At 67.4% G+C, this 23,645-nt stretch carries 27 protein-coding genes; 8 read left to right on the forward strand and 19 right to left on the reverse strand.

Annotated features, from left to right (window positions below; all coding sequences use genetic code 11):
- Positions 1–15 precede the first annotated feature (15 nt).
- The 3 genes from DK26_RS07280 to DK26_RS07290 all read left to right on the forward strand — a co-directional run bounded on the left by DK26_RS07280 (position 16) and on the right by DK26_RS07290 (position 1,710).
- Positions 16–282 carry a c-type cytochrome gene (locus tag DK26_RS07280; RefSeq protein ID WP_066469828.1) on the forward strand — a complete coding sequence of 89 codons (267 nt, stop codon included), beginning with the start codon at positions 16–18 and terminating at the stop codon, positions 280–282.
- Positions 283–289: 7 nt separating this feature from the next.
- Positions 290–1,114 carry an arylamine N-acetyltransferase gene (locus DK26_RS07285; protein WP_066469830.1) on the forward strand — a complete coding sequence of 275 codons (825 nt, stop codon included), beginning with the start codon at positions 290–292 and terminating at the stop codon, positions 1,112–1,114.
- A 95-nt stretch (positions 1,115–1,209) separates the two neighbouring features.
- Positions 1,210–1,710, forward strand: coding sequence for an invasion associated locus B family protein (locus DK26_RS07290; RefSeq protein WP_066469832.1), 501 nt, complete (start codon positions 1,210–1,212; stop codon positions 1,708–1,710).
- 123 nt (positions 1,711–1,833) lie between these two features.
- On the opposite strand, the gene DK26_RS07295 is transcribed toward DK26_RS07290, so the two are convergent.
- The 3 genes from DK26_RS07295 to DK26_RS07305 all read right to left on the reverse strand — a co-directional run bounded on the left by DK26_RS07295 (position 1,834) and on the right by DK26_RS07305 (position 3,479).
- Positions 1,834–2,508: an RraA family protein gene (locus DK26_RS07295; RefSeq protein ID WP_066470225.1), complete on the reverse strand. Its 675-nt coding sequence runs from the start codon at positions 2,506–2,508 to the stop codon at positions 1,834–1,836.
- Positions 2,509–2,676: 168 nt separating this feature from the next.
- Positions 2,677–3,144, reverse strand: coding sequence for an SRPBCC domain-containing protein (locus tag DK26_RS07300; protein WP_066469834.1), 468 nt, complete (start codon positions 3,142–3,144; stop codon positions 2,677–2,679).
- Positions 3,141–3,479, reverse strand: a complete 339-nt coding sequence (locus DK26_RS07305) for a metalloregulator ArsR/SmtB family transcription factor (RefSeq protein WP_083533032.1) — start codon at positions 3,477–3,479, stop codon at positions 3,141–3,143. Before DK26_RS07305 ends, DK26_RS07300 begins: the two co-directional genes overlap by 4 nt.
- A gap of 187 nt (positions 3,480–3,666) precedes the next feature.
- Between DK26_RS07305 and DK26_RS07310 the strand changes: the two genes are divergently transcribed.
- On the forward strand, positions 3,667–3,909 hold the full coding sequence (locus DK26_RS07310) for a hypothetical protein (protein ID WP_066469836.1): 243 nt from the start codon (positions 3,667–3,669) through the stop codon (positions 3,907–3,909).
- 23 nt (positions 3,910–3,932) lie between these two features.
- On the opposite strand, the gene DK26_RS07315 is transcribed toward DK26_RS07310, so the two are convergent.
- The gene (locus DK26_RS07315; RefSeq protein ID WP_066469838.1) at positions 3,933–4,592 is read right to left on the reverse strand and encodes a ceramidase domain-containing protein; all 660 of its coding nucleotides are present in this window, start codon (positions 4,590–4,592) and stop codon (positions 3,933–3,935) included.
- Between the two features lie 442 nt (positions 4,593–5,034).
- On the opposite strand from DK26_RS07315, the gene DK26_RS28480 reads away from it, so the two are divergent.
- The 3 genes from DK26_RS28480 (at position 5,035) to DK26_RS07325 (ending at position 8,368) form a co-directional block, all read left to right on the forward strand.
- Positions 5,035–5,190, forward strand: coding sequence for a DUF1127 domain-containing protein (locus tag DK26_RS28480; protein ID WP_083533033.1), 156 nt, complete (start codon positions 5,035–5,037; stop codon positions 5,188–5,190).
- 161 nt (positions 5,191–5,351) lie between these two features.
- Complete coding sequence (gene trmFO, locus DK26_RS07320; RefSeq protein WP_066469840.1) at positions 5,352–6,764, forward strand: methylenetetrahydrofolate--tRNA-(uracil(54)-C(5))-methyltransferase (FADH(2)-oxidizing) TrmFO; 1,413 nt, start codon at positions 5,352–5,354, stop codon at positions 6,762–6,764.
- A 293-nt stretch (positions 6,765–7,057) separates the two neighbouring features.
- Complete coding sequence (locus DK26_RS07325) at positions 7,058–8,368, forward strand: MFS transporter (protein WP_066469842.1); 1,311 nt, start codon at positions 7,058–7,060, stop codon at positions 8,366–8,368.
- 87 nt (positions 8,369–8,455) lie between these two features.
- Here DK26_RS07325 and DK26_RS07330 read toward each other — a convergent pair whose 3' ends face one another.
- From DK26_RS07330 to yajC, 5 genes are all read right to left on the reverse strand, one after another.
- Entirely contained in the window at positions 8,456–9,340 is an 885-nt protein-coding gene (locus DK26_RS07330; protein WP_066469843.1) for a phytoene/squalene synthase family protein, read from the reverse strand.
- 220 nt (positions 9,341–9,560) lie between these two features.
- Entirely contained in the window at positions 9,561–9,938 is a 378-nt protein-coding gene (locus tag DK26_RS07335; protein ID WP_066469844.1) for an Mth938-like domain-containing protein, read from the reverse strand.
- Between the two features lie 24 nt (positions 9,939–9,962).
- Positions 9,963–10,904, reverse strand: a complete 942-nt coding sequence (gene secF, locus DK26_RS07340; protein ID WP_066469845.1) for a protein translocase subunit SecF — start codon at positions 10,902–10,904, stop codon at positions 9,963–9,965.
- Between the two features lie 27 nt (positions 10,905–10,931).
- Positions 10,932–12,542 (reverse strand): protein translocase subunit SecD, encoded by a 1,611-nt coding sequence (gene secD, locus DK26_RS07345; protein WP_066469852.1) that lies wholly within the window; start codon positions 12,540–12,542, stop codon positions 10,932–10,934.
- 111 nt (positions 12,543–12,653) lie between these two features.
- Positions 12,654–12,923: a preprotein translocase subunit YajC gene (gene yajC, locus DK26_RS07350; protein WP_066470227.1), complete on the reverse strand. Its 270-nt coding sequence runs from the start codon at positions 12,921–12,923 to the stop codon at positions 12,654–12,656.
- A 300-nt stretch (positions 12,924–13,223) separates the two neighbouring features.
- Here yajC and DK26_RS07355 point away from each other — a divergent pair, with 300 nt between their 5' ends.
- A complete protein-coding gene (locus DK26_RS07355; RefSeq protein WP_066469854.1) occupies positions 13,224–14,102 on the forward strand; it encodes an ATP-binding protein in 879 nt (292 codons plus the stop codon).
- A 198-nt stretch (positions 14,103–14,300) separates the two neighbouring features.
- Here DK26_RS07355 and DK26_RS07360 read toward each other — a convergent pair whose 3' ends face one another.
- The 10 genes from DK26_RS07360 to DK26_RS07405 all read right to left on the reverse strand — a co-directional run bounded on the left by DK26_RS07360 (position 14,301) and on the right by DK26_RS07405 (position 23,596).
- Positions 14,301–15,635 carry a peptidoglycan DD-metalloendopeptidase family protein gene (locus DK26_RS07360; RefSeq protein WP_066469856.1) on the reverse strand — a complete coding sequence of 445 codons (1,335 nt, stop codon included), beginning with the start codon at positions 15,633–15,635 and terminating at the stop codon, positions 14,301–14,303.
- Positions 15,636–15,775: 140 nt separating this feature from the next.
- The gene (locus DK26_RS07365) at positions 15,776–16,435 is read right to left on the reverse strand and encodes a methyltransferase domain-containing protein (protein WP_066469859.1); all 660 of its coding nucleotides are present in this window, start codon (positions 16,433–16,435) and stop codon (positions 15,776–15,778) included.
- A gap of 198 nt (positions 16,436–16,633) precedes the next feature.
- Positions 16,634–17,395, reverse strand: coding sequence for a 5'/3'-nucleotidase SurE (gene surE / locus DK26_RS07370; RefSeq protein ID WP_066469863.1), 762 nt, complete (start codon positions 17,393–17,395; stop codon positions 16,634–16,636).
- A 4-nt stretch (positions 17,396–17,399) separates the two neighbouring features.
- Positions 17,400–18,704, reverse strand: a complete 1,305-nt coding sequence (gene serS, locus DK26_RS07375; RefSeq protein ID WP_066469866.1) for a serine--tRNA ligase — start codon at positions 18,702–18,704, stop codon at positions 17,400–17,402.
- 210 nt (positions 18,705–18,914) lie between these two features.
- Positions 18,915–19,754 (reverse strand): twin-arginine translocase subunit TatC, encoded by an 840-nt coding sequence (gene tatC, locus DK26_RS07380; protein WP_066469867.1) that lies wholly within the window; start codon positions 19,752–19,754, stop codon positions 18,915–18,917.
- Positions 19,751–20,296, reverse strand: coding sequence for a Sec-independent protein translocase protein TatB (tatB, locus tag DK26_RS28485; protein ID WP_083533035.1), 546 nt, complete (start codon positions 20,294–20,296; stop codon positions 19,751–19,753). The genes tatC and tatB overlap by 4 nt, the downstream gene beginning before the upstream one ends.
- A gap of 158 nt (positions 20,297–20,454) precedes the next feature.
- Positions 20,455–20,694, reverse strand: a complete 240-nt coding sequence (locus DK26_RS07390; protein ID WP_066469872.1) for a twin-arginine translocase TatA/TatE family subunit — start codon at positions 20,692–20,694, stop codon at positions 20,455–20,457.
- Positions 20,695–20,760: 66 nt separating this feature from the next.
- Positions 20,761–21,873: an ABC transporter ATP-binding protein gene (locus tag DK26_RS07395; protein WP_248309887.1), complete on the reverse strand. Its 1,113-nt coding sequence runs from the start codon at positions 21,871–21,873 to the stop codon at positions 20,761–20,763.
- 207 nt (positions 21,874–22,080) lie between these two features.
- A complete protein-coding gene (scpB, locus tag DK26_RS07400; protein WP_066470230.1) occupies positions 22,081–22,764 on the reverse strand; it encodes an SMC-Scp complex subunit ScpB in 684 nt (227 codons plus the stop codon).
- Between the two features lie 13 nt (positions 22,765–22,777).
- Positions 22,778–23,596: a ScpA family protein gene (locus DK26_RS07405; protein WP_066469874.1), complete on the reverse strand. Its 819-nt coding sequence runs from the start codon at positions 23,594–23,596 to the stop codon at positions 22,778–22,780.
- Between the last annotated feature and the right edge of the window lie 49 nt (positions 23,597–23,645).

The raw sequence follows: 23,645 nt of genomic DNA on the forward strand, positions 1-23,645 counted from the left end.
GCCATCGCGCTGGCGATGGCGGCGAGCACCGGTCCGGCGCTGGCCGAGCCGCGCTCCTCGCCGGTCGAGCAATGCGCCTATTGCCATGGCGAGGACGGGATCGCGCGCGATACCGAGGTGCCGCATCTCGCCGGCCAGAACGAGAAATATCTGTTCAACCAGATGATGGCCTTCCGCGCCGGCAAGCGCCCGCACAAGGAGATGCGCTTCATGGCCCGCCATATGACGGTGCAGGAGGTCGCGGCGATCGCGGCCTATTACGCCGCTTTGCCGCCGCGCTGAGGCAATCATGCTCGCCCCGGACGACCTTTCCGCCTATCTCGCCCGCATCGGCTATGATGGCGAGGTCGCGCCGACGAGGGTGGCGCTGGCGCGGCTGCATTTCCTGCATCCGCAGGCGATCCCGTTCGAGAATTTCGACGCGCTGGCCGGAAGGGGCGTGGAGATCGGGCTGGCGGCCGTCTTCGAAAAGCTCGTCGGCCGGCGGCGCGGCGGCTACTGCTTCGAGCACAACACCCTGTTCCACGCCGTGCTCGAGGCCTTCGGCTTCCCGGTCACGGCGCTCGGCGGGCGCGTCCTCATGGGCCAGGCCGAGGATGCGCAGGTCGCCCGCAGCCACAAGCTGCTGCGCGTCACCTGCGAGGGCGAGGATCTGATCGCCGATGTCGGCTTCGGCGGCATGACGCTGACCGGTCCGCTGCGCCTCGCTGAGGGCGCCCCGCAGAAGACGCCGCACGAGCCCTACAGGCTCGACCGCAGCGGCGAGGATTGGTGGCTGCGCGCCGAGATATCGGGCGAATGGCGCCTGCTCTACCGCTTCACCCTGCAGCCGGTTCCGGCGATCGACGAGGTGGTGGCGAACCATTATGTCGCGACCCACCCCGCCTCCGCCTTCACCTTCACCCTGCGCGCCGCCCGCATCCTGCCGCATGGCCGGCTGACCCTGCTCGACCGCCGCCTGACCGAGCACCGGCTCGGCGAAGCCTCGCTGCCGCAGCAGATCGAGGATGACGCCGCGCTGCGCGCCGCGCTCGAAACCCGCTTCGGAATCGTGCTGGACGACGACCAGTGGCAGGCCGCGCTGGCGCGCATCGCGGCCGCCCCCGCGCCCTGACGCAGATCGTCGCTACACGCATTTTTGACGATCTTTTTTACGCCTCGTTAATCTCCGAGGTTTCATCCCTTGCTCAGGCAAAAGGAGATGAGGCTATGATGAAACTGACGGCGCCAGCGGTGTTCCTGCTTCTTGCCGCTGCCGGAACGGCACAGGCCAACCCCGCCAAATCCATGGGACAGTTCAAGGATTGGAACGCCGCGTCCTACCAGAACGGAAATAGCCAGCGTTGCTATATTACGAGCACGCCTACAACATCGAAACCAGACCAGTTGCGGCATGGAGACGTATTCTTCTTCGTCCAGACCAGCGACGGCAAGGCCAGCAACACCGAGACGAGCTTTCAGACCGGCTATGAATTCGCCAAGGACTCGGTCGTCCGCATCACCATCGGCGATGCGGAATTCCAGATGCTGACGCTCGGGAAGGGCGCCTGGCTGAACCGGCTGGAAAACGAAGGCGACCTGCTGGCGGCGATGAAGGCGGGCTCGTCCATGCTGCTGGAGGCGACCTCCGCCCGCGGCAACGACACCAGCTACACCTTCTCGCTCAGCGGCATCACCGCCGCCTCGCGCCTGCTCGATCAGTGCGGCTGAGGCCAGCCGTCAACCGCCTTTCCCGTCATGGTCGGGCTCGTCCCGACCATCCACGTCTTCACTGATCGCATGCCACGCTCGAGACGTGCGGGCTCGCCACAAGGGCGAGCATGACGTGGAGATTCAGAGCACGCCGTGACGCTCGAACACCGAGCGCAGGCTCGCGCCCGCCAGGAGTTCGTCGCGGGTGCTGTCCTCGGCCTCGATCTTCTCGAGCGCCAGCTTGACGGCCTCGGCCGCGATCTTCTGCGGCACGATCACCACGCCATCGACATCGCCGAAGATGAAATCGCCGGGCTCGACGCGGGCGCCGGCGACCTCGACCGGTTCGTCGGCCGCCATCATCTCGGCGCGGCCCTTGGTGTCGAGCGGCCCGATGCCGCCATGGAAGAGCGGGAAGCCGAGCTCGCGGATGCGGCGGACATCGCGCACCAGCCCGTCGGTCAGGCAGCCCGCCGCCTTGCGGACCATCGAGGCCGTGGTCAGCAACTCGCCCCAGGGCGCGATCCGGTCAGTCGGCCCGTCGCAGGCCAGGACTGGGATCTCGCCGGGCTTCAGGCTGTCGATCAGGTCCATTTCCAGCGCGTAGGGATTATGCCCCTCCGGCAGATGATAGCGCTTCATGTAGAGCCCGGTCCGGGCGAAGCCGCAAAGGATCGCATTGTCGTCGACCGGCCGGACGAAAGGCTTCACCGCCTGATTGGGATAGCCGAGCTGGTCAAGCACGTCCGAGAGGACGGCCGAATAGAGCCGGGTCTTCAGAGATTCCAGATCGAACGTAGCAGCCAACTCAGACATCGCTTCCCCCATGTTTTGCGGAAGCTTGTCGGCGCCCTGCCCGAGGGTCAACCGATCCGGCGGCCTTGGGGCAGTGCGGGAAACGCAGGGCTGCGGGCCAAACCAAAAAAGGACGGGGCCGCAAAGGCCCCGTCGAAACACTGGATGCCGCTTCCGAAGCCCGCGGAATCAGCCGGACATCGCGTCAAGCCGAGCGTAGCTCGCCTCCATGCCGTGTTCCATGCCGGTCGCCAGCATCGCGGCGCGGGTCGCGCTGTCCGGAAGGGTCATGCGCATGATCATCAGCGTGCCGGTGCCATCCGCTTCGAAACGGGTCTCGATCCGGTTGTCCGGGGTCGGGTCGGGCATATGGAAGCGCTCGATATGAACGATACGGCCGAACGGCTCGAGCGCGACATATTCGCCGGTGAGAAGAAGGCTGCCGCCCTTGCCGTCGCTCCATTCATAGCGGATCCGTCCGCCCGAACGCGCCTCGTTGATGCAGACCGGCATCGTCCAGCCTTCGGGGCCGAGCAGCCATTTCTGGATCAGCTCGGTCTCCGTGTGGGCGCGATAGACCGCTTCGGGCGAAGCCTTGAAGCGGCGGGTCGCGAGGATATGCGTATCGCCCTCGAGCGTCAGCGTAAGCTTGGTCATGTCTGGCCGTCCTCCTTGCTTGCTTCCATCTCGGCCAGAAGTTGGTCCAGCCGGTCATAGTTGGCCTCCAGGGCTCGCCGGAGCATGGCGAGCCATTTGTCGATCTCCTCGAGCGCTCCCGGCGCGAGCCGGCAGGGCCGCTTCGTTCCCTCGATCCGCCGGGTGATCAGCCCCGCTTCCTCCAGCACCTTGAGGTGCCGAGACACCGCCGGCTGGGTCATCTCGAATGGCCGGGCCAGCTCCATCACCGTGGTCTCGCCCAAAGCCAGTCGCGCCAGGATCGCCCGGCGGGTCGGATCGGCGAGCGCCGAAAAGGCAGCATCAAGCCCGTTCATCTCCATCTCCTTATATAATTTATATGTTATATAAAGGGGCGCGTATCGTCAAGCACCCCCGGCAGCCTGAAACGAGACAGAATTCCCTTGCGGAACACCAGAGCGGGGCAGACGATCCGATGCAGCGCCGCCAGTTGCCGCGACGCAGGAAACAAGGCTCGCCATCCCCGAACGGAGAGATGCCGCCATGCACAGCCTTCTGAAATTCGCAGTCCTGCTCACTGTCGGCGCCGGCGGCTTTCTCGCCCTGGTGCCCGCGATCTCGACGCCGGCCGAGGCCGTGGTCTGCGCCCGCGGCGTTCGCGGCGCGGCCTGCGCGGGGCCACGCGGCGCGGCGGCGGTTCGTCGCCCTGCCCCGGTCGTCGTCGCCCCGGCTCGCCGCGGCGCTGTCGTCGTGCCGGCACGACGCGGCGCGGTGGTCGTGCGCTGAGCAGCACGCGGCCGGCAGCGAGCCTAGATGCGACCCGATGGACTGCGATGCGCGATCGCAACGCGCAGCAGCAGATAGAGCACGGTCGCGTTGAGCAGATGCCAGGCCCAATGCAGCCCGAACGGAACCTGCTTGCAGAGCGCCCCATCGAGCGAACGAAGGGTCAGGGAAAGAGCGAAGACAAGGCCCGCCAGCCCGATCTGGCGCGCGGCACCAATCTGCGCCCGCAAAGCCAGCGCGAACGCGACCCCGAGCAGCGCGAGCACGAAGCCGGCATAGCCGGCCGAACCACGCGCCGCCGGCGGCAGCCAGAGCCCGACGACGGTCGCCAGCGCCGAGGAGCCGACCAGGAAGGCGAGCGTGCCGAGAATCGCGGCTGCCGGCGACAAGCCGAAGAAGCGGTGCAGCACCAACCCGAAATAGAAGAAGGCGAAGAGCTGGATCGGCACCACATCGGCGAGCAGCGTCCAGCGCTGCGGCATGGTGTGGAACAGGAAGGAGCCGGCCGCGATCGCGAACACCAGCGCGATCAGGAGCGCAGCCGGCCGATCGGGCCGACCGGCGCGCCAAAGCAACACGAGGCCGGCCAGCCCCGCCAACACGAAGGCGCCATTGCTGACCGCATTCAGCGGCTCGGCCCAGAAGGAGGGATCGGTGCGCTCGCAATAGCTGGAACCGTTCATCCGCCCTCGCCTCCCGCCCCAGCCCTACGTCCGCCTTGTCATTGCCTGACGACGCCTTCGCGACCATATCGCATGCGCGAAATCCGTCATGGTGAACGGTCGGTTTCAACCGCCGGGACGCCCCTAACCATATTGCAGCGCAACATCGCATGACAGAGAGGGGCAATCTGGCGCCAATTTAGGCGAAACTCAAAACGCCCGCCGACCGTGCCTGGTACTGCTCACTGGATAGGCACGATTCTCACGGTTCCTATCAAATTGTTAAGCGCCCTGCGCGGGTCTGGGGAACTTTCCAAACGGTCTCTTAATTCATCATGCACCCAGAGCATAACGGAACTGATGGAACAGCCCCTGCAATAAGCAGCCTGATCGCTCTATATGCAGTGCACAACGAATTCATCGCTGTCAGGGGTTGAGCCCTGCAATAACAAGGAGAACCACCATGTTCGTCACCATGATCGCTGCCAAGATTCGCGCCTATCTTCGCTACCGCGAGACCGTCCGTGAGCTGTCCCGCCTGACCGACCGCGAGCTCGACGATCTCGGCCTGTCGCGCTCCGAGATCCAGTTCGTCGCGCGCTCGCACGCCGCGGTCTGAAGATAAGACGCCTGATTTCTCCCGGACCGTGTCCTCCCCTCGGTCTGGTCGAAGAGCGAATGCCCGCTTTCGAGCGGGCATTTTGCGTTTTAGGGACTGTTTCAGGCCGAGGGCGCATCCTGCCCCTTGACCTTCCGGTCGCGCGCGGACACATCGCGGCGATGAGCACCTCACCCATTCACGTCGTCGGCGGCGGCCTCGCCGGCTCCGAAGCCGCCTGGCAGATCGCCCAGGCCGGCGTTCCCGTCATCCTGCACGAGATGCGCCCGGTGCGTGGCACCGACGCCCACAAGACCGAGGGGCTGGCCGAGCTGGTCTGCTCCAACTCCTTCCGCTCGGACGATTCGACGAGCAATGCGGTTGGCCAGTTGCATTGGGAGATGCGCCGGCTCGATTCGCTGATCATGGCCAAGGGCGACGCCCATCAGGTCCCGGCCGGCGGCGCGCTCGCGGTCGACCGCGACGGATTCTCGCAGGCGGTGACGGCGGCGCTCGAGGCGCACCCGCTCGTCACCATCGACCGCGGCGAGATCGCCGGCCTGCCCCCGGCCGAATGGGACAAGGTCATCATCGCCACGGGACCGCTGACCTCCCCGGCCTTGGCCGAGGGCATCAAGTCGCTGACCGGCGAGAGCGAGCTCGCCTTCTTCGACGCCATCGCCCCGATCGTCCATTTCGACTCGGTCGACATGGACACGGCCTGGTTCCAGTCGCGCTACGACAAGCCGGGCCCCGGCGGCACCGGCGCCGACTACATCAACTGCCCGCTCGACCGCGACCAGTACGAGGCCTTCATCGACGCGCTGCTGGCCGCCGACAAGACCGAGTTCAAGGAATGGGAAGGCACGCCCTATTTCGACGGTTGCCTGCCGATCGAGGTCATGGCCGAGCGCGGCCGCGAGACGCTGCGCTGGGGGCCGATGAAGCCCGTCGGCCTGACCAACAAGCACAACCCGACGGTCAAGGCCTATGCCGTCGTCCAGCTCCGCCAGGACAATGCGCTCGGCACGCTGTTCAACATGACCGGCTTCCAGACCAAGCTGAAATATGGCGAGCAGGCCGCGATCTTCCGGATGATCCCTGGCCTGCAGAACGCCGAGTTCGCCAGGCTCGGCGGCATCCACCGCAACACCTATCTGAACTCGCCGAAGCTGCTCGACCCGACGCTGCGCCTGAAATCCGATCCGCGCCTGCGCTTCGCCGGGCAGATCACCGGCTGCGAAGGCTATGTCGAGAGCGCCGCGATCGGCCTGCTCACCGGGCGTCTCGCCGCTGCCGAGCGCCTCGGGCGCGAGCTCGAACTGCCGCCTGCGACGACGGCGCTGGGTGCGCTGGTCAACCACATCACCGGCGGCCACATCGTCACCATCGACGAGGGGCCGCGCTCCTTCCAGCCGATGAACATCAATTTCGGCCTGTTCCCACATATCGAGGGCCACGCCACGCATGGGCCGGACGGCAAGCGCCTGAAGGGCCCGGCCAAGAGCGTCGCCCGCAAGCAGGCGCTGACGGCGCGCGCCAAGACCGCGCTCGATGCCTGGATCTCGGGCACGCAGGCGCAGGCAGCCGAGTAGAACGGCGGCATCCACACGAATGTGAACGGCGTCGCCCGGTGCGGCGCCGTTTCCGATGCCCTTCCGTAAGCTGAATCTCGCCCGCAAGCGGTTCGCTCAAACCTTTGATATACAATCGATTTCGAGAGCCCGTCCGGGACTCCGCCGGCGCACGCGCGGGCGGCGGCGCGAGCGCCTTCGACGCGCCTGCCCAACGCATGGCAGGCAGGCCCTGAGGTCGTGGCCGCGCGCGCTCAGCGCCTCTAACAGTCCTGCATCAAATGCAATTCCAAGGACTGGAGACGCTCTAAATTATGACTGATACGCATAGCTCGCGGCCGCAGGCCAGCGCCGCGAACATCCGCAAGGCCGTGACCGCCGCGACGGTCGGCACGGTCATCGAATGGTATGACTACGCGCTCTACGGCGCCGCCTCCGGGCTGATCATCAACAAGCTGTTCTTCCCCAACCTGTCGCCGGCCACCGGCCTGCTCGCCGCCTTCGCGACTTTCGCCGTCGGCTATTTCGCCCGGCCGGTCGGCGGCATCGTGATCTCGCATATCGGCGACAAGTTCGGCCGCAAGCCGGCGCTGATCCTCACCATCCTGCTGATGGGCCTCGCCACCGTCGCGATGGGCCTGCTGCCGACCTATCAGAGCATCGGCATCGCCGCGCCGATCCTGCTCGTGCTGCTGCGCCTGGTCCAGGGCTTCGGCGCAGGTGCGGAGCTCGCGGGCGCGATCGTCCTCGTCGCCGAATACGCCCCGGCGAACCGGCGCGCCTTCTACACCGGCCTGCCTAACGCCGCGACGCTGGTCGGCATCATGCTGGCGACGCTCTCCTTCCTGGTGATTTCCTATCTGCCGGAAGAGGTGCTGCTCGGCTGGGCCTGGCGCGTGCCGTTCCTGCTCTCCGGCGTGCTCTTCCTCGTCGCGATCTACATCCGCAAGCATCTCGACGAGACCCCCGAATATGTCGAGGCCATGGCCCGCGCCGAGGCCAAGAAGCACGAGCAGCAGGTCCCGCTCGGCGAGCTCTTCCGCAAGAGCCCGAAGGAAGTGCTTTTCGGCTTCCTCTCGGTGACCGGCCACAACGCCAATGCCTACATCCTCAGCGCCTTCTCGCTGAGCTACATGACCAACACGGTCGGCATGGCGCGCACCGACGGCTTGATCGCCGTCACCATCGGCTCGCTCTTCGGCATTGCCGGCGTGCCCTTCATGGGCACGCTGGCCGACAGGATCGGCAGCGCGAAGGTCTATATGGGCGGCGCGCTGTTCGTGCTGCTGCTCGCCTATCCGCTGTTCTGGATGTTCGACACCGGCAGCCTGTTCTGGTCGACGCTCGGCATCAGCCTCGGCTACGGCATCGGCTTCGGCGCCATGGCCGGCGCGCAGGGGGCGTTCCTCACCAACCTGTTCCCGACGCGCTATCGCTTCTCGGGCCTCGCCATGTCGCGCGAGCTCAATGGCGTGCTGGTCGCCGGACCGACGCCGCTGATCGCCCAGGCTCTGGTCGGCGCCGCCGATGGCCGGCCGACCTATGTCGCCGCCTATCTGATGGCCTGTTGCGCGCTGGCGATCTTCGCGATCCTGGTCATCCAGAATCGCTCGGTGCACGAGTAAGCGCCCACACGACACACGCCGGCGCGTCGCAGGCGCGCCGGTGACTGCCTCCTGCGAATACCGCCTTCTAGAGTTTAGAGTTTCGCCTCAGCGCGCGCGAGACGCGCGCCAGAGCGCCCATTGCCGGCGCAGCGGCGAGAGCGTGACGATGGTCCGGTAGGGATCGTAGCCGCGCCGCTCCATCGCCTTCAGATAGGGCTCGACCAACGCCACCGGAAGGAAGGCCGGCATGATCGCGGCCGGGACCGTGGCGCGCAGATCGTTCATCTTGCGCAGGTGGATCCGCGCCAGAGCCCGCAATTCCTTCAGCGAATAATCGACGCCGGGGCCGCCGCGGCCGCGCACGATGTCCTCGCGGGTGACGCCGTTGCGGGCGAGAATGTCGGCAGGCAGATAGACCTGCCCTCGCGCCGCATGCCAGGGGAAGGCCCGCATCAGCCCGGTCAGCGCATAGGCGACGCCGGCATGGCCGGCAGCGGTCGCCCCGCCGGGATCGCGCCCCTGCCCCAGCACGAGGCAGGCAAGCCGGATCAGCGCGCTCGATGTCTCGCCGGCATAGCCCTCGAGATCCGAGAGCGAGGGCATCGGATCGTCATAGAGATCGAAGACGCGCGCCTCGACCAGCCCGGAAAGTGGCGCGATCGGCAGGCGGAAGCGGCGTACCGTGTCCAGCAGCGCCTGCGCCACCGGGTGCGCCGAGCTGCCGCCGGCCTCGCCGTTTTCGAGAACGTCGCGCCACCATTGCAGGCGCACCTCGCCCGGAAGCGGCTCGCTGACCTGCTCGCGGACGCGCGCGATCTCGTGACTGAAGGCATAGAGCGCATGCAGGCCCGGCCGCAGCGCCTCCGGCGCATAGAGCGAGGCGACGTAGCGGTCGGGATCGGCCTCCCGCAGCAGCGCAGCGCAATGCGCATAGGCCTGCGACAGCGGGGCCGGTGCGGTGCCGGCGCGATGCTCGGTTTCGGTTGTCATGCACCCTCCCGCGATCGCTGTGACGCGATCCGAAGTCGCCGGCAGTCTAGGCTCGCCATTCCCGATTGGCTACGCGGACCGGGCATGGCCGATGGGATTTGATCGATACCCGTCATTCTCGGGGAAAGCGCAGCGCAGACCCGAGAATCTCAGGACGAAAAGGCACGGACCACAGCTCATCCGACCTGAGCTACTCGGATCAAGCCCGAGCATGACGTGATCACTCCACCGCGATCAAGGCCGCAGCGACCCGCCGCTCCTCGCCGACCAGGACATTGTAGGTCCGCGCCGCCGCCGGCGTCGCCATCGCCTCGACGGTGATCCCGACCTCGCGCAGCGGATCGCGCAGGCTCGGCGGCAGGAAGGCGATCTCATGGCCGATGCCGAGGATCAGGAAGTCGATCGCCTCCGCCTCGTCGAAGACGGGCTTGAGGCTCTCCAGGGTCAGTTCGGCGAAGCGCGTCACCGGCCAGATCCTGACCCCGCCGGGCGTCGCCAGGATCGAGCCGCGATGGCTCATCTCGGCGAAGCGGAAGCCGCCGTCGCCAAAGGCGTCGATCAGGTGCCTGCCGGGCACGAAGCCGTCGAAGCGCGCCATTATCCGGTCCTGGCTAGAGGCCGCTCAGACGCGGGCCTTGGCCTCGGCGGCATCCTCGCCCTGGTCGAGCCGGCCGGCGCGGACGTCGAGATAGAGCAGAACCGGCGTCGAGATGAACATCGCCGAATAGGTACAGACGATCACGCCGAACAGCATGACGAGCGCGAAACCCTCGATCGCCGTGCCGCCGAAGAGCACGAGGGCGATCAGCGCGAGCACGGTGGTGGTCGAGGTGATCGCGGTGCGCGACAGCGTCGAGTTCACCGAGAGGTCGAGCAGTTCCTCGACCGGCATGGTCTTGTAGCGGCGCAGCAGTTCGCGCGTACGGTCGAACACAACGACCGTCTCGTTCAGCGAGTAGCCGACGATGGTCAGGATCGCCGCGATCGAGGTCAGGTTGAACTCGAGTTGGGTGATCAGGAAGAAGCCGAGCGTCAGGACGATGTCGTGCATCGTGCCGACGATGGCGCCGATCGCGAGCTGCATCTCGAAGCGGAACCAGAGATAGATCAGCACGCCGATGATCGCGAGCACGACGCCGATCGTGCCGGCCTGGACAAGTTCGCCCGAGACGCGCGGGCCGACGGTCTCGACGCGGCGGAAATCGTATTCCTGCGCGAAGGCGGCGCGCGCCTTGGTGACCACCGCCTGCTGCGCGACCTCGCCGCCGGGCTGCAGCGCGAAGCGCATCGAGAGATCGCCGGCACTGCCGAACTCCTGGACCTCGACCTCGCCGAAGCCGAAGGCGTTGGCGGTCTGGCGGACATGGGCGATGTCGGGCTTGCCGCTCTTGGCCTGCATCTCCATCAGCGTGCCGCCGCGGAAGTCGATGCCGAAATTGAGCCCGACGGTGACAAAGAGCACTAGGGTCAGGATCGAGTACAGCGCCGAGAACGGGTACGAGAACCGCCGGAAGCGGACGATCTTGAAACGGGTATTGTCCGGAACGATGCGAAGCAGACGCATGCTTTTATATCTCCTGAACCAGCAGCGTCAGAACGGCAGGGTCTTGGGCCGCGCCAGGCGATACCACAGCGCGATCAGCATCCGGGTCAGCGTCACCGCGGTGATGACGGTGGTGAGGATGCCGAGGATGAAGACGACCGCGAAGCCGCGCACGGGGCCGGAGCCGAGCGAGAACAGCGCCACCGCTGCGATCAGCATGGTCACGTTCGAGTCGATGATGGTCGCGAAGGCGCGCGTGAAGCCCGCCTCGAGCGCCGAAACCAGCGACCGGCCAAGATGCGATTCCTCGCGCATGCGCTCGTAGATCAGCACGTTCGAGTCGACCGCCGTACCGATCGTCAGCACGATGCCGGCGATGCCCGGCAGGGTCATGGTCGCCCCGAGCAACGACATCAGGCCGAAGATCAGGCAGACATGGACGAGCAGCGCGACGCTCGCGATGACGCCGAAGATGCCGTAGTTGCCGATCATGTAGAGGATGACGAGCACGGTCGCGATCAGCGTCGCCATCTTGCCCGCCTGGATCGAATCCTGGCCTAGGCCGGGGCCGACGGTGCGCTCCTCGACGATGGTCATCTTGGCTGGCAGCGCGCCGGCGCGCAGCAGGATGGCGAGGTTGTTGACCGCCTCGACCGTGAAATTACCCGAGATCTGGCCGGAGCCGCCGGTGATCGGCGACTGGATGACCGGCGCCGAGATCACCTTGTTGTCGAGCACGATGGCGAGCGCGCGGCCGAGATTCTCGGTCGTCGCCTGGCCGAAGCGCTGGGCGCCGCGGATGTTGAAGCGGAAATTGACGATCGGCTGGCTGGTGCGCTGGTCGAAGGCCGGCTGCGCGTCGATCAGGTCCTCGCCCTCGACGATCACCTGCCGCTGCACCGGGATCGGCTGGCCGCCGGCATCCTGCGAGGGCAGCATGTCGACATCGCCGCCCGGCGAATCCGCGACCATGCGGAACTGCAGCTTGGCGGTCTGGCCGAGAATGTCCTTCAGGCGCTGCGGATCCTGCAGGCCGGGGACCTGCACCAGGATTCGGTCGAGGCCCTGGCGCTGGATGTTCGGCTCGGTCGTGCCCAGCGCGTCGACGCGCCGGCGCAGCACTTCCATGGCCTGCTCGACGGCGCGGCGGATGCGCTCGTTCGAGCCGGCCTCGGTGACGTTGAGCTGGATCAGGCCGTCGGGGGTCTCGCTGACCTCGATGGTCTGGTTGCCCGACGGGCCGAAGGCGCCGAGCGTCCCGACCGGCTGCGCCAGCTCGCGGAACTTCGGCAGCAGCTTGGCCCGGTCGGCGGCGTCCGGCACGCGCAGCTGCACGCCACGCGGCGTCAAGCCGATGCCGCCCTGGAAGGAGACGCGCTCCTCGCGCAGGATGCGGCGGACGTCGTCGCGCAGCTGCATGACCTGGCTGCGGATCAGGTCGGCCCGGTCGATCTCGAGCAGGACGTGCGAGCCGCCCTGCAGGTCGAGCCCGAGCGTGACCGCATGGATCGGCAGCAGGAACTTCGGAATCCAGGACGGAGCGCCCTGCTCGATCGCCTTGCGCGTTTCGGGCGAGAACAGATTCGGCAATGCGAGCCCGCAGCCGAAGAGCAGGACGAGGAGGACGACGATGACCTTGCGGGCCTGGAAACGAAGCATCTGCTTGGGAAGCCTTTTCTGCGTCGGCACGGTCCGGGGGCGTCGAAGGGAAGCCGATCAGAAGACCGGCTCCCGCTTCAGATGCCCTGTCCGGCCGCGCCTAGCGCGCCTTCAGCTCTTGACCGGCTCGCCCTTGGAGCGAACGTCCTGGACCATGCCCTTGAGAATGCGCACGCGCACGCCGTCGGCGATCTCGGCCTCGATCTCGGTGTCGTCGACGACCTTCGAGACCTTGGCGATGATGCCGCCGGAGGTGATGACCGTGTCGCCGCGACGGACGTTCTTGATCATCTCCTGATGGGTCTTCACCCGCTTCTGCTGCGGCCTGATGATCAGGAACCACATGATGATGAAAATCAGGACGAACGGGACCAGCGACATCAGGATGTCGTTGGTGCCGCCGCCTCCAAGGCCCTGGGCAAAAGCGGGGGTGATCACGGGAAGGCTCCTTCACGTCGCCGGGCCGAGTGCTCGGCCGGCCGGCGCGGGGGTTGCAAAAACGGGCGGACTATAGTCAGCGGCGAGCTGAAATCAATGCGAGGAGGCGGTTTTCCCCCTTCGCCGCCCTCACCTATGAGGTCCCTGCCCTTCGCGCAATGGTCTTGATTTCAGCCTTGCGCTGCGGTCTATGGAGCGTACCGTACCGTTCGGTACAATCCAGCCCAGCGGAAGCCCTTTCCGATGACCGACATCGCCGCCGACCAGACCCTCGACACCCTGCTGCGGATCGCCGCCGCGCTGGAGCGCCTCGCCCCGCCGGCAAAGCGCGCGCCCGACCTCACCGCCGCCGACGCCTTCGTCTGGCAGGCGGCGGGCCATGCTCTCTCCCCGGTGCCGAAGGTCAACCGTGTCGCTCTCTCCCTGCTGCGCGGCGTCGACCGGGTCCGCGACACGCTGGCCGAGAATACCGAGCGTTTCGCCCGCGGCCTGCCCGCGAACAACGTCCTGCTCTGGGGTGCCCGCGGCATGGGCAAATCGTCGCTGGTCAAGGCAGTGCATGCCGACACCAACCAGCGCCTGCCTGCCGGAGCCCTGCCCCTCAAGCTGATCGAGATCCATCGCGAGGACATCGAGAGCCTGCCGGTGCTGATGGGGCTGCTCAAGGCGGACCCGCATCCGGCCATCGTCTTCTGCGACGATCTTTCCTTCGACGGGCAGGACACCTCCTACAAGTCGCTGAAGGCGGCGCTGGACGGCGGCGTCGAAGGCCGGCCGGCCAATGTCGTGTTCTATGCGACCTCGAACCGCAGGCACCTGCTGGCGCGCGAGATGGTCGAGAACGAGCGCTCGACGTCGATCAACCCCGGCGAGGCCGTCGAGGAGAAGGTCTCGCTGTCGGATCGATTCGGGCTCTGGCTCGGGTTCCACAAGTGCAGCCAGGACGAGTACCTCGCCATGATCGACGGCTATGTCAGCCATTTCGGCCTGGCGATCGAGCCCGAGCAGTTGCGCCGCGAGGCGCTGGAATGGGCGACGACGCGCGGCTCGCGCTCGGGCCGCACCGCCTGGCAATACATCCAGGATCTTGCCGGCAGGCTGGAAAAGAAGCTGGAGGGGTAAGCGCCAGTCATTCTCGGGCGAAGCGAAGCGTAGACCCGAGAATCTCAGGACAAGCTGCCTCTGGTCTCCGAGATGGTCGGGTCAAGCCCGACCATGACGTCGTTCAACGAATAGAAAACGGGGCGGCCTTTCCTGGGACCGCCCCGTCTCGTGTCGACCGGCAGGGTCTCGCGAATCCGGTCGAATGGTGAATTCGGCTCAGTTGTTCAGGTAGGGAACGGGATCGACCGGCGTCGAACCCTTGCGCAGCTCGAAATGCAGCTGCGGCGAGTTGACGTTGCCGGACTGGCCGGACTTGGCGACGACCTGGCCACGCTTGACCTGATCGCCACGCTTGACGTTGAGCTCGCCATTATGGGCGTAGGCCGAGACGTAGCCGTTCGGGTGGCGGATCAGCACGAGATTGCCGTAGCCCTTGAGCTCGCTGCCGGCATAAGCGACGACGCCGCCCTCGGCTGCCTTCACCGGCGTGCCTTCCGGCACGGCGATGTTGATGCCTTCATTGCCACCCTTACCATTGTAGCCGGCGATGACGCGGCCGCGGGCCGGCCAGCGGAAATCGGCGCTCGGGCCGGCAGCCGGCTCTTCCGCCTTCGGCGGCAGGCTGGCGGTGGTCTGCGGCTCGGCGACCGGCTTCGGCTCCGGCCTGGACTGCACGGCCGGCTTCTGCTCGGCCGGCAGGCTCGCAACCTGGGTCGCCGCCTTCGGCTTGGCCGCAGCAACGGGCGCCGGGGTCGGCGCAACCGGCTTGGCCTCGGCCACCGGCTTCGCAGCCGCCTTGGCCTTGGCCTCGGCGGCGAAGCGGGCCCGGGATTCGCTCATCGCCTTAGCGTCGGCGGCAGCCTTGGCCTTGGCTTCGGCAGCGGCCTGAGCCCTCGCCTCGGCGGCACTGACCGCCTTCGGAGCGGCTGCGATGGGACGGGCAGCAGGAATAGCGGGTGCAGCGGCGACCGGACGCATAGCCGGCGGCGGAGCGAGCCGGCTGGCGTCGTCGCGGCCCTCGCTCGGCGAAGGCTGGCGCGAAGCGGTCTGGCTGCCGCTGGCATTGTAGACGGGAACGACGATGCGCGTACCGGGCGTGACCTCGGCGCTCGACAGGCCGTTCGCCGACATCAGCGCCGAACGCGGCACGCCGTAGCGGCCGGAGATCGTGTCGAGCGTCTCGCCATGCGCCATCACGATCGGGGTGCCGCCCTGGGCGCTCCAGCCATTGGCCGAGCCGACGACGGCAGGAGCCGACGACGCGACGGGCGCGGAACGCAAAGCCACGGAGGAGGTCGGCGGCGGCAGCGGCTGACTGCGGACACCACCACCGGAGGCGATGGGCGACGATTCATACGGACGGGACGGCGCCGATTGCGGCGCGCTCCGGCCGATCGAGCCGGTCGTCGTGGGGTCGTAGCCCGACGGGGCCTGAGCGGTCCTGAAGGGATTGCTGAACGGCGCCTCGGTGAAGCGCGTAGCCTCCGAGCAGGCCCCGAGAGCGACCGTGAGGGCGCACACCGACACGAGGCGGACCAGGGGCTTCGGCATTGCCAACTCAACTTGCTTACGCATGGACTCAGCACTCGCGAACGACGCAACTCTATGGTCCGTATTAAAACGGCGGTTAGGTTACGAAACCGTTTCGCAGTGGCTGGTCGGCGTAAATTTTGAAGCCGACTGAACCCGGCTCAGAGGGCCCGCGCCAGGCCGGGCGCCAGCGGCGGCAGGCGGATCGCCGGGCCGAGCGCATGGTCGAAACCGTTCTCGCCGCTCGTCACCACGACGCGTCGGGTGATGCCCTCGACGCGCAGCGCCGCGACGAGGCGCCCGCTTTGCCCCAACCGCGCCAGCAACGCTTCGGGCAGGGCCTGCGTCACGCCATTGACGAGGATGCGGTCGAAACGGCCGAGGGCACGGTCGGGCTGGAAGCCGTCGGCATGGTGCAGCTCGACCGATTTCGAGAAGCCGCCGCCGGCCAGCCGCTCATGGGCGGCGAGCGCCAGCGTGCGGTAGCGTTCCAGCGAGACGACCTGCGCTCCCATCGCCGCGAGCAGGGCCGCGACATAGCCCGAGCCGGAGCCGATCTCGAGCACCCGGCAGCCCGGCTTGATCTCGAGCGCCCCGACCAGCGCCGCGACGGTGTGCGGCGCCGTCATGGTCTGGCCGCAAGCCAAGGGCACCGAGACGTCCTGACGCGCGAGATCGGCGAAGCGCGAGGGCGCGAAATGCTCGCGCGACACCTTCTCCATCGCCCGCAGCAAGGGGAGATCGCGCACGCCGCGCGCGCGCAGGGAGAGGAGGAAGGCGACGGTGCGCTCGCTCTCGCTGCTGGCCCCCTCCTCGGTCATCGCTGGCAGTGCCTTATCTCCACGGCCCTCATCCTGAGGAGCGATCCATAGGACCGCGTCTCTAAGGATGCCCCGGATAGCCCCCTCGCCTCCTGGAGCATCCTTCGAGGCGCCGCGGAGTTTGTCCTTGGGCCGGCCAGAGGCCGGACCCGAGGGCGGCTCCTCAGGATGAGGGCTGTGGAAGACATGTCAGTCAGCTCAGGCAAAGACCTGCGCAAAGCGGGTCAGCGTCGGCTCGTGGGTCAGGTCGAGCTCGAGCGGCGTCAGCGAGATTTTGCCCTCGGCCAGCGCCCGCAGATCCGTGCCGTTCGCCGGGTCCCGCTTCGAGCGCTGGAAGGCGATCCAGAAATACGGGTTGCCGCGGCCGTCCTGGCGCGGCTCCAGCCGCACGAGCTCCTGGTCGCGCCGGCCCTGCACCGTCACCGCGACGCCCTTGACCTCGGCCGGCGGGATGTTCGGGAAGTTAAGGTTGAAGAGGATGTCCTTCGGGATGCCCTCCTCCAGCAGCTTGCGGATGATCGATGGCGCGTGCTGCTCGGCGCAGTCCCAGCTGATCTTGCTGCGGTCGCCCGGCGTATAGGCCTGGCTCACCGCGATCGACGGGATGCCGAGCAGCGTGCCCTCCATCGCCGCGGCGATGGTGCCGGAATAGGTCACGTCCTCGGCGACGTTCTGGCCGCGATTGACGCCGGAGAGCACGAGGTCGGGCTTGGCGTCGGCCAGGATCGAGCGCACCGCCATGATCACGCAATCGGTCGGGGTGCCCTGCACCGCATAGCGCTTCTCGCCGATCTCGCGCAGGCGCAGCGGGTTCGACAGCGAGAGCGAATGTGCGACGCCCGACTGGTCGGTCTCGGGCGCGACGACCCAGACATCGTCGGAGAGCTGCGCGGCGATGCGCTCCAGCACCGCCAGCCCCTCGGCATGGATGCCGTCGTCATTGGTCACCAGGATGCGCATGGGATCAGGCCGCCTTCTCGATGCGGGTGACCCCGCGCATATAGGGAACCAGCGCGTCCGGCACGGTGATCGAGCCGTCAGCGTTCTGGTAGTTCTCCATCACCGCGATCAAGGCGCGGCCGACCGCCGTGCCCGAGCCGTTGAGGGTGTGGACGAAGAACGGGCCCTTGCCGTCCTTGGTCTTGTAGCGGGCGTTCATGCGCCGCGCCTGGAAATCGCCGCAGACCGAACAGGACGAGATCTCGCGATAGGTCTTCTGGCCCGGCAGCCAGACCTCGATGTCGTAGGTCTTCTGCGAGGCAAAGCCCATATCGCCGGTGCACAGCGTCATCACGCGATAATGCAGGTCGAGCTTCTTCAGCACACTCTCGGCGCAGGCGAGCATGCGCTCATGCTCGTCGCGCGACTTCTCCGGCGCGGTGATCGAGACCAGCTCGACCTTCTCGAACTGGTGCTGGCGCAGCATGCCGCGCGTGTCGCGGCCGGCAGAGCCCGCCTCGGCCCGAAAGCACGGCGTCAGCGCGGTGAAGCGGCGCGGCAGTTCCTCCTCGGAGAGGATCGATTCGCGGACCAGATTGGTCAGCGGCACCTCGGCGGTAGGGATGAGCCAGTGGTCGTCGCCGGCGCGGAACTGGTCGTCGCGGAACTTCGGCAGCTGCGCCGTGCCGAACATCGCGTCGTCCCGCACCATCAGCGGCGGATTGACCTCGGTGTAGCCATGCTCCTCGACATGGGTGTCGAGCATGAACTGGCCGATGGCGCGGTTGAGCCGCGCGATCTGCCGGTCGAGCACGACGAAGCGCGAACCCGAGAGCTTGGCCGCCTTCTCGAAGTCCATCTGGCCGAGCGCCTCGCCGAGCTCGTAATGCTCCTTGAACTGATTGAAGCCAAAGAGCCGCCCACCGGATTTCTCGGGTGCCTCGCCATGGCGGCTGTATTCGACATTGCCGTGCTCGTCGGCGCCTTCCGGCACATCCTCATGCGGCTGGTTCGGGATCGCGGCGAGCTGCTCGCTCAGCGTCTCGACCGCGGCCTTCTCCTCGGCCTCAAGCGCCGGGCCGGCCTCCTTCAGCGCCGCGACCTCGGCCTTGAGCTTGTCGGCGAGGGCGACGTCCTTCGCCCCCATCGCCTTGCCGATCTCCTTGGAGAGCGCGTTGCGGCGTTCCTGCGCGGCCTGCGCCTTGGCGATGGCCGCACGGCGGGTATCGTCGAGCGCGAGCAGCGATGACGACAGTGGCTCCAGCCCGCGCCGCTTCAGCCCCCGGTCGAACGCTTCCGCATTCTCGCGAATCCATTTGATGTCGTACATCGCCAGTCACGCCGTTAATCGAAAGAGCGTGATGCTGTAGACCGGGACGGCGCGCGAGGGAACTGCCTGTGTCGCGCAGGCCGCAGATCGCCTTGCGCCGTCATGCTCGCCCTCGTGCCGAGCATCCACGTCTTGACCGCGCTTCAGCCGACAAAGCCGTGGATGGTCGGGACAAGCCCGACCATGACGGGGAACTGTCCGAAGCGAGCCCTACTCGCCGGCCTTCTCTGCCGCCTCCTCGGCAGCCTTCTTCTCCTCGCGCTTCTTCTCGACATGGCGGACCGAGAACACCGAGAGCTCGTAGAGCAGCAGCATCGGCACCGCGAGCATCAGCTGCGAGATCACGTCCGGCGGGGTCAGAACGGCGGCCACCACGAAGACGAAGACGATGGCGTAGCGGCGCTTGTCCTTCAGGAACTGCGAGGTGATGATTCCGGCCTGGCCGAGCAGGGTCAGGATCACCGGCAGCTGGAAGGAGACGCCGAAGGCGAAGATCAGCGTCATGATCAGCGAGAGATACTCGCTGACCTTGGGCAGCAGCTGGATGCCGGCCTGTCCCTCGGTCGCCGCCTGCTGCATGCCGATCGAGAACTTCATCAGCACCGGCATGGCGAAGAAGTAGACCATGGCCGAGCCGAGGATGAAGAAGATCGGCGTCGCCGCGAGATAGGGCGCGAAGGCCTGGCGCTCGTTCTTGTAGAGGCCCGGCGCGACGAACTTGTAGATCTGCGTCGCGATCACCGGGAAGGCGAAGAAGCCCGCGCCGAACGCCGCGATCTTGATCTGCGTGAAGAGATATTCGAGCGGCGCCGTGTAGATCAGCTGGACATTGGCGCCCGGCCCCGCCGCCCAGACATAGGGCTGGACCAGCAGGTTGTAGATCTGCGTCGCGAAGGCGAAGCAGACGAAAAACATGATCAGGAAGGCGACCAGCGACTTGATCAGCCGCGAGCGCAGCTCGATCAGGTGGTCGATCAGCGGCGCGCGCGAGGCCTCGATCTCATCATCGCCCTCGCGGCCCGCAGGCGTCTTCACCTCGGCGAGACTCATGCCGGGCTCCCGTCTTCAGTCTCTGCGGCCTTGGGCTTGCGCTTGCGGGCGGGCTTGGCGGCAGGCTCCGGCGGCGCGGCCTCGGCCTCCGGGATGACGGGCTCTTCGGTGGCCACGGTCTTGCGCTTGCGCTTCGGCTTCGCCGGCTCTTCGGCAGCCGCAACCGGCGCCGGATCGATCACGACCTCGGGCAAGGGCTCCGGTCCGGGAATCGCCGCGAGCTTGGCCTCGGCTTCCTTGACCGCTGCATCGTCGGGCTTCGGCGCCGCCGGCGTGCCAAAGTCCTTCATCGGCTCGATCGGGTCGAAATTGGTCGAGGCCTGCACCGAGGTGCCGATATCCTCGACCTGCTTCTTCAGATCATGAAGCTCCGCCTCGCGCATCGCATCGTTGAACTGCCCCTGGAATTCCGCGGCCATGCGCCTGACCTTGCCGACCATCTGTCCGGCAGTGCGCAGGGCGCCCGGCAATTCCTTGGGGCCGATCACGATGAGCGCGACGCCCCCGATCAGCAATAACTCGCTCCAGGCGATGTCGAACATCGACGGCTAGTCCTCTCGCCACTCACGCCGCTCTAGAGCATGCGCAGCCGCAAGTGGAAACCACTTTTGCGGGCCGACCTGCTCAAGATATCGATCCGGCGCGCTCTCCTGCGTCCGGCCGCATACGGCCGATCGGAAAGCGCGCTGGCGGCGCGCCCTCAGGCCTTGGTTTCGGCCTTGGCGGGGGCGGGGTTGGCCGTCTGCGCGGTGTGGTCGATCACCTTGGGATCGGCCGGCTGCGCGGCGGTCTCCGGCGGATCATCCTCCGCCATGCCCTTCTTGAACGACTTGATGCCCTTCGCGACGTCGCCCATCAGCTCCGAGACCTTACCGCGGCCGAAGAGCAGCATGACGATGACACCGACGACGACCCAGTGCCAGATACTGACGCCACCCATCGAAAATTCCTCCGAATTGAACCCAGCCTCCGACCTCCCAGCCGGGCCAGTCGCTTGTGCCGGAAACTAGGTGTCCCCGCTAGGGAACACAAGGACTTCGTCGGTCGAGATGTCGAGGCCGACATCCTCGCCCTCGCGAACGGACCCCGGTTGCGCGAAGCGCACGGTCAGCGGCTTGTCGAGCCCGTCGACCGCGATCTGGAGATCGTCGACCTCGCCAAGGAAGCGCCGCGTCACCACCCTCCCCGGCAGGCAGAAGCCCCTGGGCACGAGCCGAACGCCTTGCGGACGCACGCAGACCACAGCCGCCGCGCCTTCGGCCAGTCCATTCGCGGGAAAGCGGCCGATCGGCGTATCGACGGCGCCGCGCACGACCGTCCCGTCGATCTCGGTAAGATCGCAGAAAAATCGGGCGGCAAAGAGGCTGACGGGCTTGCGGTACAGCTCCTCGCCCGTCCCGATCTGCACGATCCGGCCCTGGCGCATCAGCACGATCCGGTCGGCGATCCGCATCGCATCCTCGGGATCATGGGTGACGATGATCGAGGTCGCGCCGATTTCGTCGAGCAGCGCCATGGTCTCGTCGCGCACCGTATCGCGCAGGCGCCGGTCGAGATTGGAGAAGGGCTCGTCCATCAGGAGCACGCCGGGCCGCGGCGCCACCGCCCGCGCCAGCGCGACGCGCTGCTGTTCGCCGCCCGAAAGCATGTGTGGATAAGCCTCGGCGAGATCGGCGAGACCGACGCGGGCGATCGCCCGCAGGGCCGTGGCATCCGCCTGCGCGTCGCTGTAGCCGCGCAGGCCGAAGCGGACGTTCTCGCGCACGCTGAGATGCGGGAACAGGGCGTAGTCCTGGAAGACCAGCCCGACGCCGCGCTCCTCCGGCTCGACGAAGGCGTCGGCCGAGGCGACATCCCTCCCCTCGAGCAGAACGCGGCCGGCGCTCGGCCGCTCGACGCCGGCGGCGAGCCGCAGCAGCGTCGTCTTGCCGCAGCCGGAATGACCGAGCAGCGCGATGACCTCGCCCGGCGCGACCTTCAGCGAAACATCGTCGAGCGCGGTCACGCCGCCGAATCGCTGCGTCACCCCCTCGAAGCCGAGCGAGACCGGAATGGCGGCGCCAGCGGTGCCGCGCCGTCCCCAGCCCAGCCAGCGCGTCATGCTTTCGGTACGGGCCAATGCGTTCTCCTAGGGCACATTCCGTCATTCCGGGGCGCGGCGCGGCCGCGAGCCCCGAACACAGAACCGATACCGTCACCAGAAGGAGCGAACGGGTGCAGTGCCCTTGCGACAGGCGATATCGCTTCTGGGTTCCGGGCTCTTCGCTCCGCGAAGCCCCGGAATGACGGCGTAGTTCCGTAATCCACTCTCCGCGCTGTGCGGCGGCTAGTCGCCTTCGTCAAGCGGGCTGAACAGGTCGCCGAGCGGATCCTCGTCGGCGCGCAGGTCCGGATCATCGTCCGGAATCGGCACCGAGAGGTCCTTGGAGAGCCGCCCCTCGATGAAGCCGGCCCCCTTCAGCTCGTCGAGCCCGGGCAGGTCGTCGATGCGGTCGAGCCCGAAATGGTCGAGGAAGCCCGGCGTGGTTCCGAAGGTCACCGGCCGCCCCGGCGAGCGGCGACGGCCGCGCAGCCGCACCCAGCCGGCCTCGAGCAGGATGTCGAGCGTGCCCTTCGCCGTGGCGACGCCGCGGATCTCCTCGATCTCGGCCCGCGTCACCGGCTGGTGGTAGGCGATGATCGACAGGATCTCGAGCGCGGCGCGCGAAAGCCTGCGCGGCGCCTCGGCTTCGGGCGCGAGCAGATAGGCAAGATCGGGCGCAGTACGGAAGGCGAAGCCACCGGCGACGCGCTTCAACGTCACGCCGCGCATCGCATAGGTTTGTTCGAGCTCCTTCAGCACCTTCTCGATCGGCACATTGGCCGGCACCGACTTGGCGAGCGCCTCGGCGGAAAGCGGCGCGGCCGAGGCGAACAGCAGCGCCTCGGCGATGCGGCAGGCGCGGGCCAGCGCCTCGGCACCGTCCCAGTGCTCGTCATCCTCGTTCCTCTGGGCCTCGGCCTGCGCCATCCGGATCAGGTCCTCACAATCCCAGCGATGGCGGCCGGGCCGAGCGCCGGCGGACATAGAGCGGCGCGAAGGCGCCGTCCTGGCGCAGGTCGAGCAGCCCCTCGCGCACCATTTCGAGCATGGCCGAGAGCGAGGAGGCCTTCACCGTCGCCGTCATGGTCTCGGCCGGCATGCCATGGCTCTGCATGTACTGCGCGAGATAGAAGTCGATCGCCGTCCACTCCCCGGCCTCGCCGACCAGCCGGGCCAGCGCCTCGCGCGCCTCGACCAGCGAGAGCACCTGTCGGTGGCCGACGCTCATCGGCGTGCGGACATGGCGCTGGCGCTGCTGCGCATAGGCCGCCAGCAGGTCGTAGAGCTCGGCCTCCCAGACCGGGCGCACGCCCGCCACCACCGCCTCCGGCGCGCCGCGCGCGAAGACATCGCGGCCGAGCCGCTCGCGCACGGCGAGGCGCTGCGCCGCAGCCCGGATCGCCTCCAGCCGCTTCAGCCGCAAGGCGAGCGCCGTCGCAAGCTCGGCTGCGCTCGGCTCCTCGCCCTTGGGCGGCTCCGGCAGCAGCAGACGCGATTTCAGATAGGCGAGCCAGGCCGCCATCACGAGATAGTCGGCGGCGAGTTCGAGGCGCAGTTCCCGCGCCCGCTCGACGAAGGAGAGATACTGCTCAGCCAGCGCCAGGATAGAGATCCGCGCCAGATCGACCTTCTGGCGCCGGGCCAGGTCGAGCAAAAGGTCGAGCGGCCCTTCATAGCCGTCGACGTCGATCAGGAACGCCGGCTCGTCCACCGCGCGCTCGGGCGCGGCGCTCTCCTCGAAAGGCAGTTCAGCGGCCATCGGTGGCCCATCCCCATATCCGGCGAACGGCCTATCGCCGCGCCACAGC

Origin of the sequence: Allobosea sp. WAO (assembly GCF_001509835.1) — a bacterium.
In the GTDB taxonomy this organism is placed as follows: Bacteria; Pseudomonadota; Alphaproteobacteria; order Rhizobiales; family Beijerinckiaceae; genus Allobosea.

What these genes read in the sequence shown, in the direction of transcription:
- trmFO (WP_066469840.1), top strand. Translation starts at nt 5,352, where the DNA reads ATGAGCACCTCACCCATTCACGTCGTCGGCGGCGGCCTCGCCGGCTCC.
- DK26_RS07285 (WP_066469830.1), top strand. Translation starts at nt 290, where the DNA reads ATGCTCGCCCCGGACGACCTTTCCGCCTATCTCGCCCGCATCGGCTAT.
- DK26_RS07335 (WP_066469844.1), bottom strand. Translation starts at nt 9,938, where the DNA reads ATGGCGCGCTTCGACGGCTTCGTGCCCGGCAGGCACCTGATCGACGCC.
- surE (WP_066469863.1), bottom strand. Translation starts at nt 17,395, where the DNA reads ATGCGCATCCTGGTGACCAATGACGACGGCATCCATGCCGAGGGGCTG.
- DK26_RS07365 (WP_066469859.1), bottom strand. Translation starts at nt 16,435, where the DNA reads ATGACCGAGGAGGGGGCCAGCAGCGAGAGCGAGCGCACCGTCGCCTTC.
- tatB (WP_083533035.1), bottom strand. Translation starts at nt 20,296, where the DNA reads ATGTTCGACATCGCCTGGAGCGAGTTATTGCTGATCGGGGGCGTCGCG.
- DK26_RS07325 (WP_066469842.1), top strand. Translation starts at nt 7,058, where the DNA reads ATGACTGATACGCATAGCTCGCGGCCGCAGGCCAGCGCCGCGAACATC.
- DK26_RS07300 (WP_066469834.1), bottom strand. Translation starts at nt 3,144, where the DNA reads ATGACCAAGCTTACGCTGACGCTCGAGGGCGATACGCATATCCTCGCG.
- DK26_RS07315 (WP_066469838.1), bottom strand. Translation starts at nt 4,592, where the DNA reads ATGAACGGTTCCAGCTATTGCGAGCGCACCGATCCCTCCTTCTGGGCC.
- DK26_RS07405 (WP_066469874.1), bottom strand. Translation starts at nt 23,596, where the DNA reads ATGGCCGCTGAACTGCCTTTCGAGGAGAGCGCCGCGCCCGAGCGCGCG.
- DK26_RS07290 (WP_066469832.1), top strand. Translation starts at nt 1,210, where the DNA reads ATGATGAAACTGACGGCGCCAGCGGTGTTCCTGCTTCTTGCCGCTGCC.
- DK26_RS07305 (WP_083533032.1), bottom strand. Translation starts at nt 3,479, where the DNA reads ATGAACGGGCTTGATGCTGCCTTTTCGGCGCTCGCCGATCCGACCCGC.
- DK26_RS07310 (WP_066469836.1), top strand. Translation starts at nt 3,667, where the DNA reads ATGCACAGCCTTCTGAAATTCGCAGTCCTGCTCACTGTCGGCGCCGGC.
- DK26_RS07280 (WP_066469828.1), top strand. Translation starts at nt 16, where the DNA reads ATGGCGGCGAGCACCGGTCCGGCGCTGGCCGAGCCGCGCTCCTCGCCG.
- DK26_RS07355 (WP_066469854.1), top strand. Translation starts at nt 13,224, where the DNA reads ATGACCGACATCGCCGCCGACCAGACCCTCGACACCCTGCTGCGGATC.
- tatC (WP_066469867.1), bottom strand. Translation starts at nt 19,754, where the DNA reads ATGAGTCTCGCCGAGGTGAAGACGCCTGCGGGCCGCGAGGGCGATGAT.
- DK26_RS07295 (WP_066470225.1), bottom strand. Translation starts at nt 2,508, where the DNA reads ATGTCTGAGTTGGCTGCTACGTTCGATCTGGAATCTCTGAAGACCCGG.
- DK26_RS07360 (WP_066469856.1), bottom strand. Translation starts at nt 15,635, where the DNA reads ATGCCGAAGCCCCTGGTCCGCCTCGTGTCGGTGTGCGCCCTCACGGTC.
- scpB (WP_066470230.1), bottom strand. Translation starts at nt 22,764, where the DNA reads ATGGCGCAGGCCGAGGCCCAGAGGAACGAGGATGACGAGCACTGGGAC.
- serS (WP_066469866.1), bottom strand. Translation starts at nt 18,704, where the DNA reads ATGTACGACATCAAATGGATTCGCGAGAATGCGGAAGCGTTCGACCGG.
- DK26_RS28480 (WP_083533033.1), top strand. Translation starts at nt 5,035, where the DNA reads ATGTTCGTCACCATGATCGCTGCCAAGATTCGCGCCTATCTTCGCTAC.
- DK26_RS07390 (WP_066469872.1), bottom strand. Translation starts at nt 20,694, where the DNA reads ATGGGTGGCGTCAGTATCTGGCACTGGGTCGTCGTCGGTGTCATCGTC.
- secF (WP_066469845.1), bottom strand. Translation starts at nt 10,904, where the DNA reads ATGCGTCTGCTTCGCATCGTTCCGGACAATACCCGTTTCAAGATCGTC.
- DK26_RS07330 (WP_066469843.1), bottom strand. Translation starts at nt 9,340, where the DNA reads ATGACAACCGAAACCGAGCATCGCGCCGGCACCGCACCGGCCCCGCTG.
- yajC (WP_066470227.1), bottom strand. Translation starts at nt 12,923, where the DNA reads ATGTCGCTGGTCCCGTTCGTCCTGATTTTCATCATCATGTGGTTCCTG.
- secD (WP_066469852.1), bottom strand. Translation starts at nt 12,542, where the DNA reads ATGCTTCGTTTCCAGGCCCGCAAGGTCATCGTCGTCCTCCTCGTCCTG.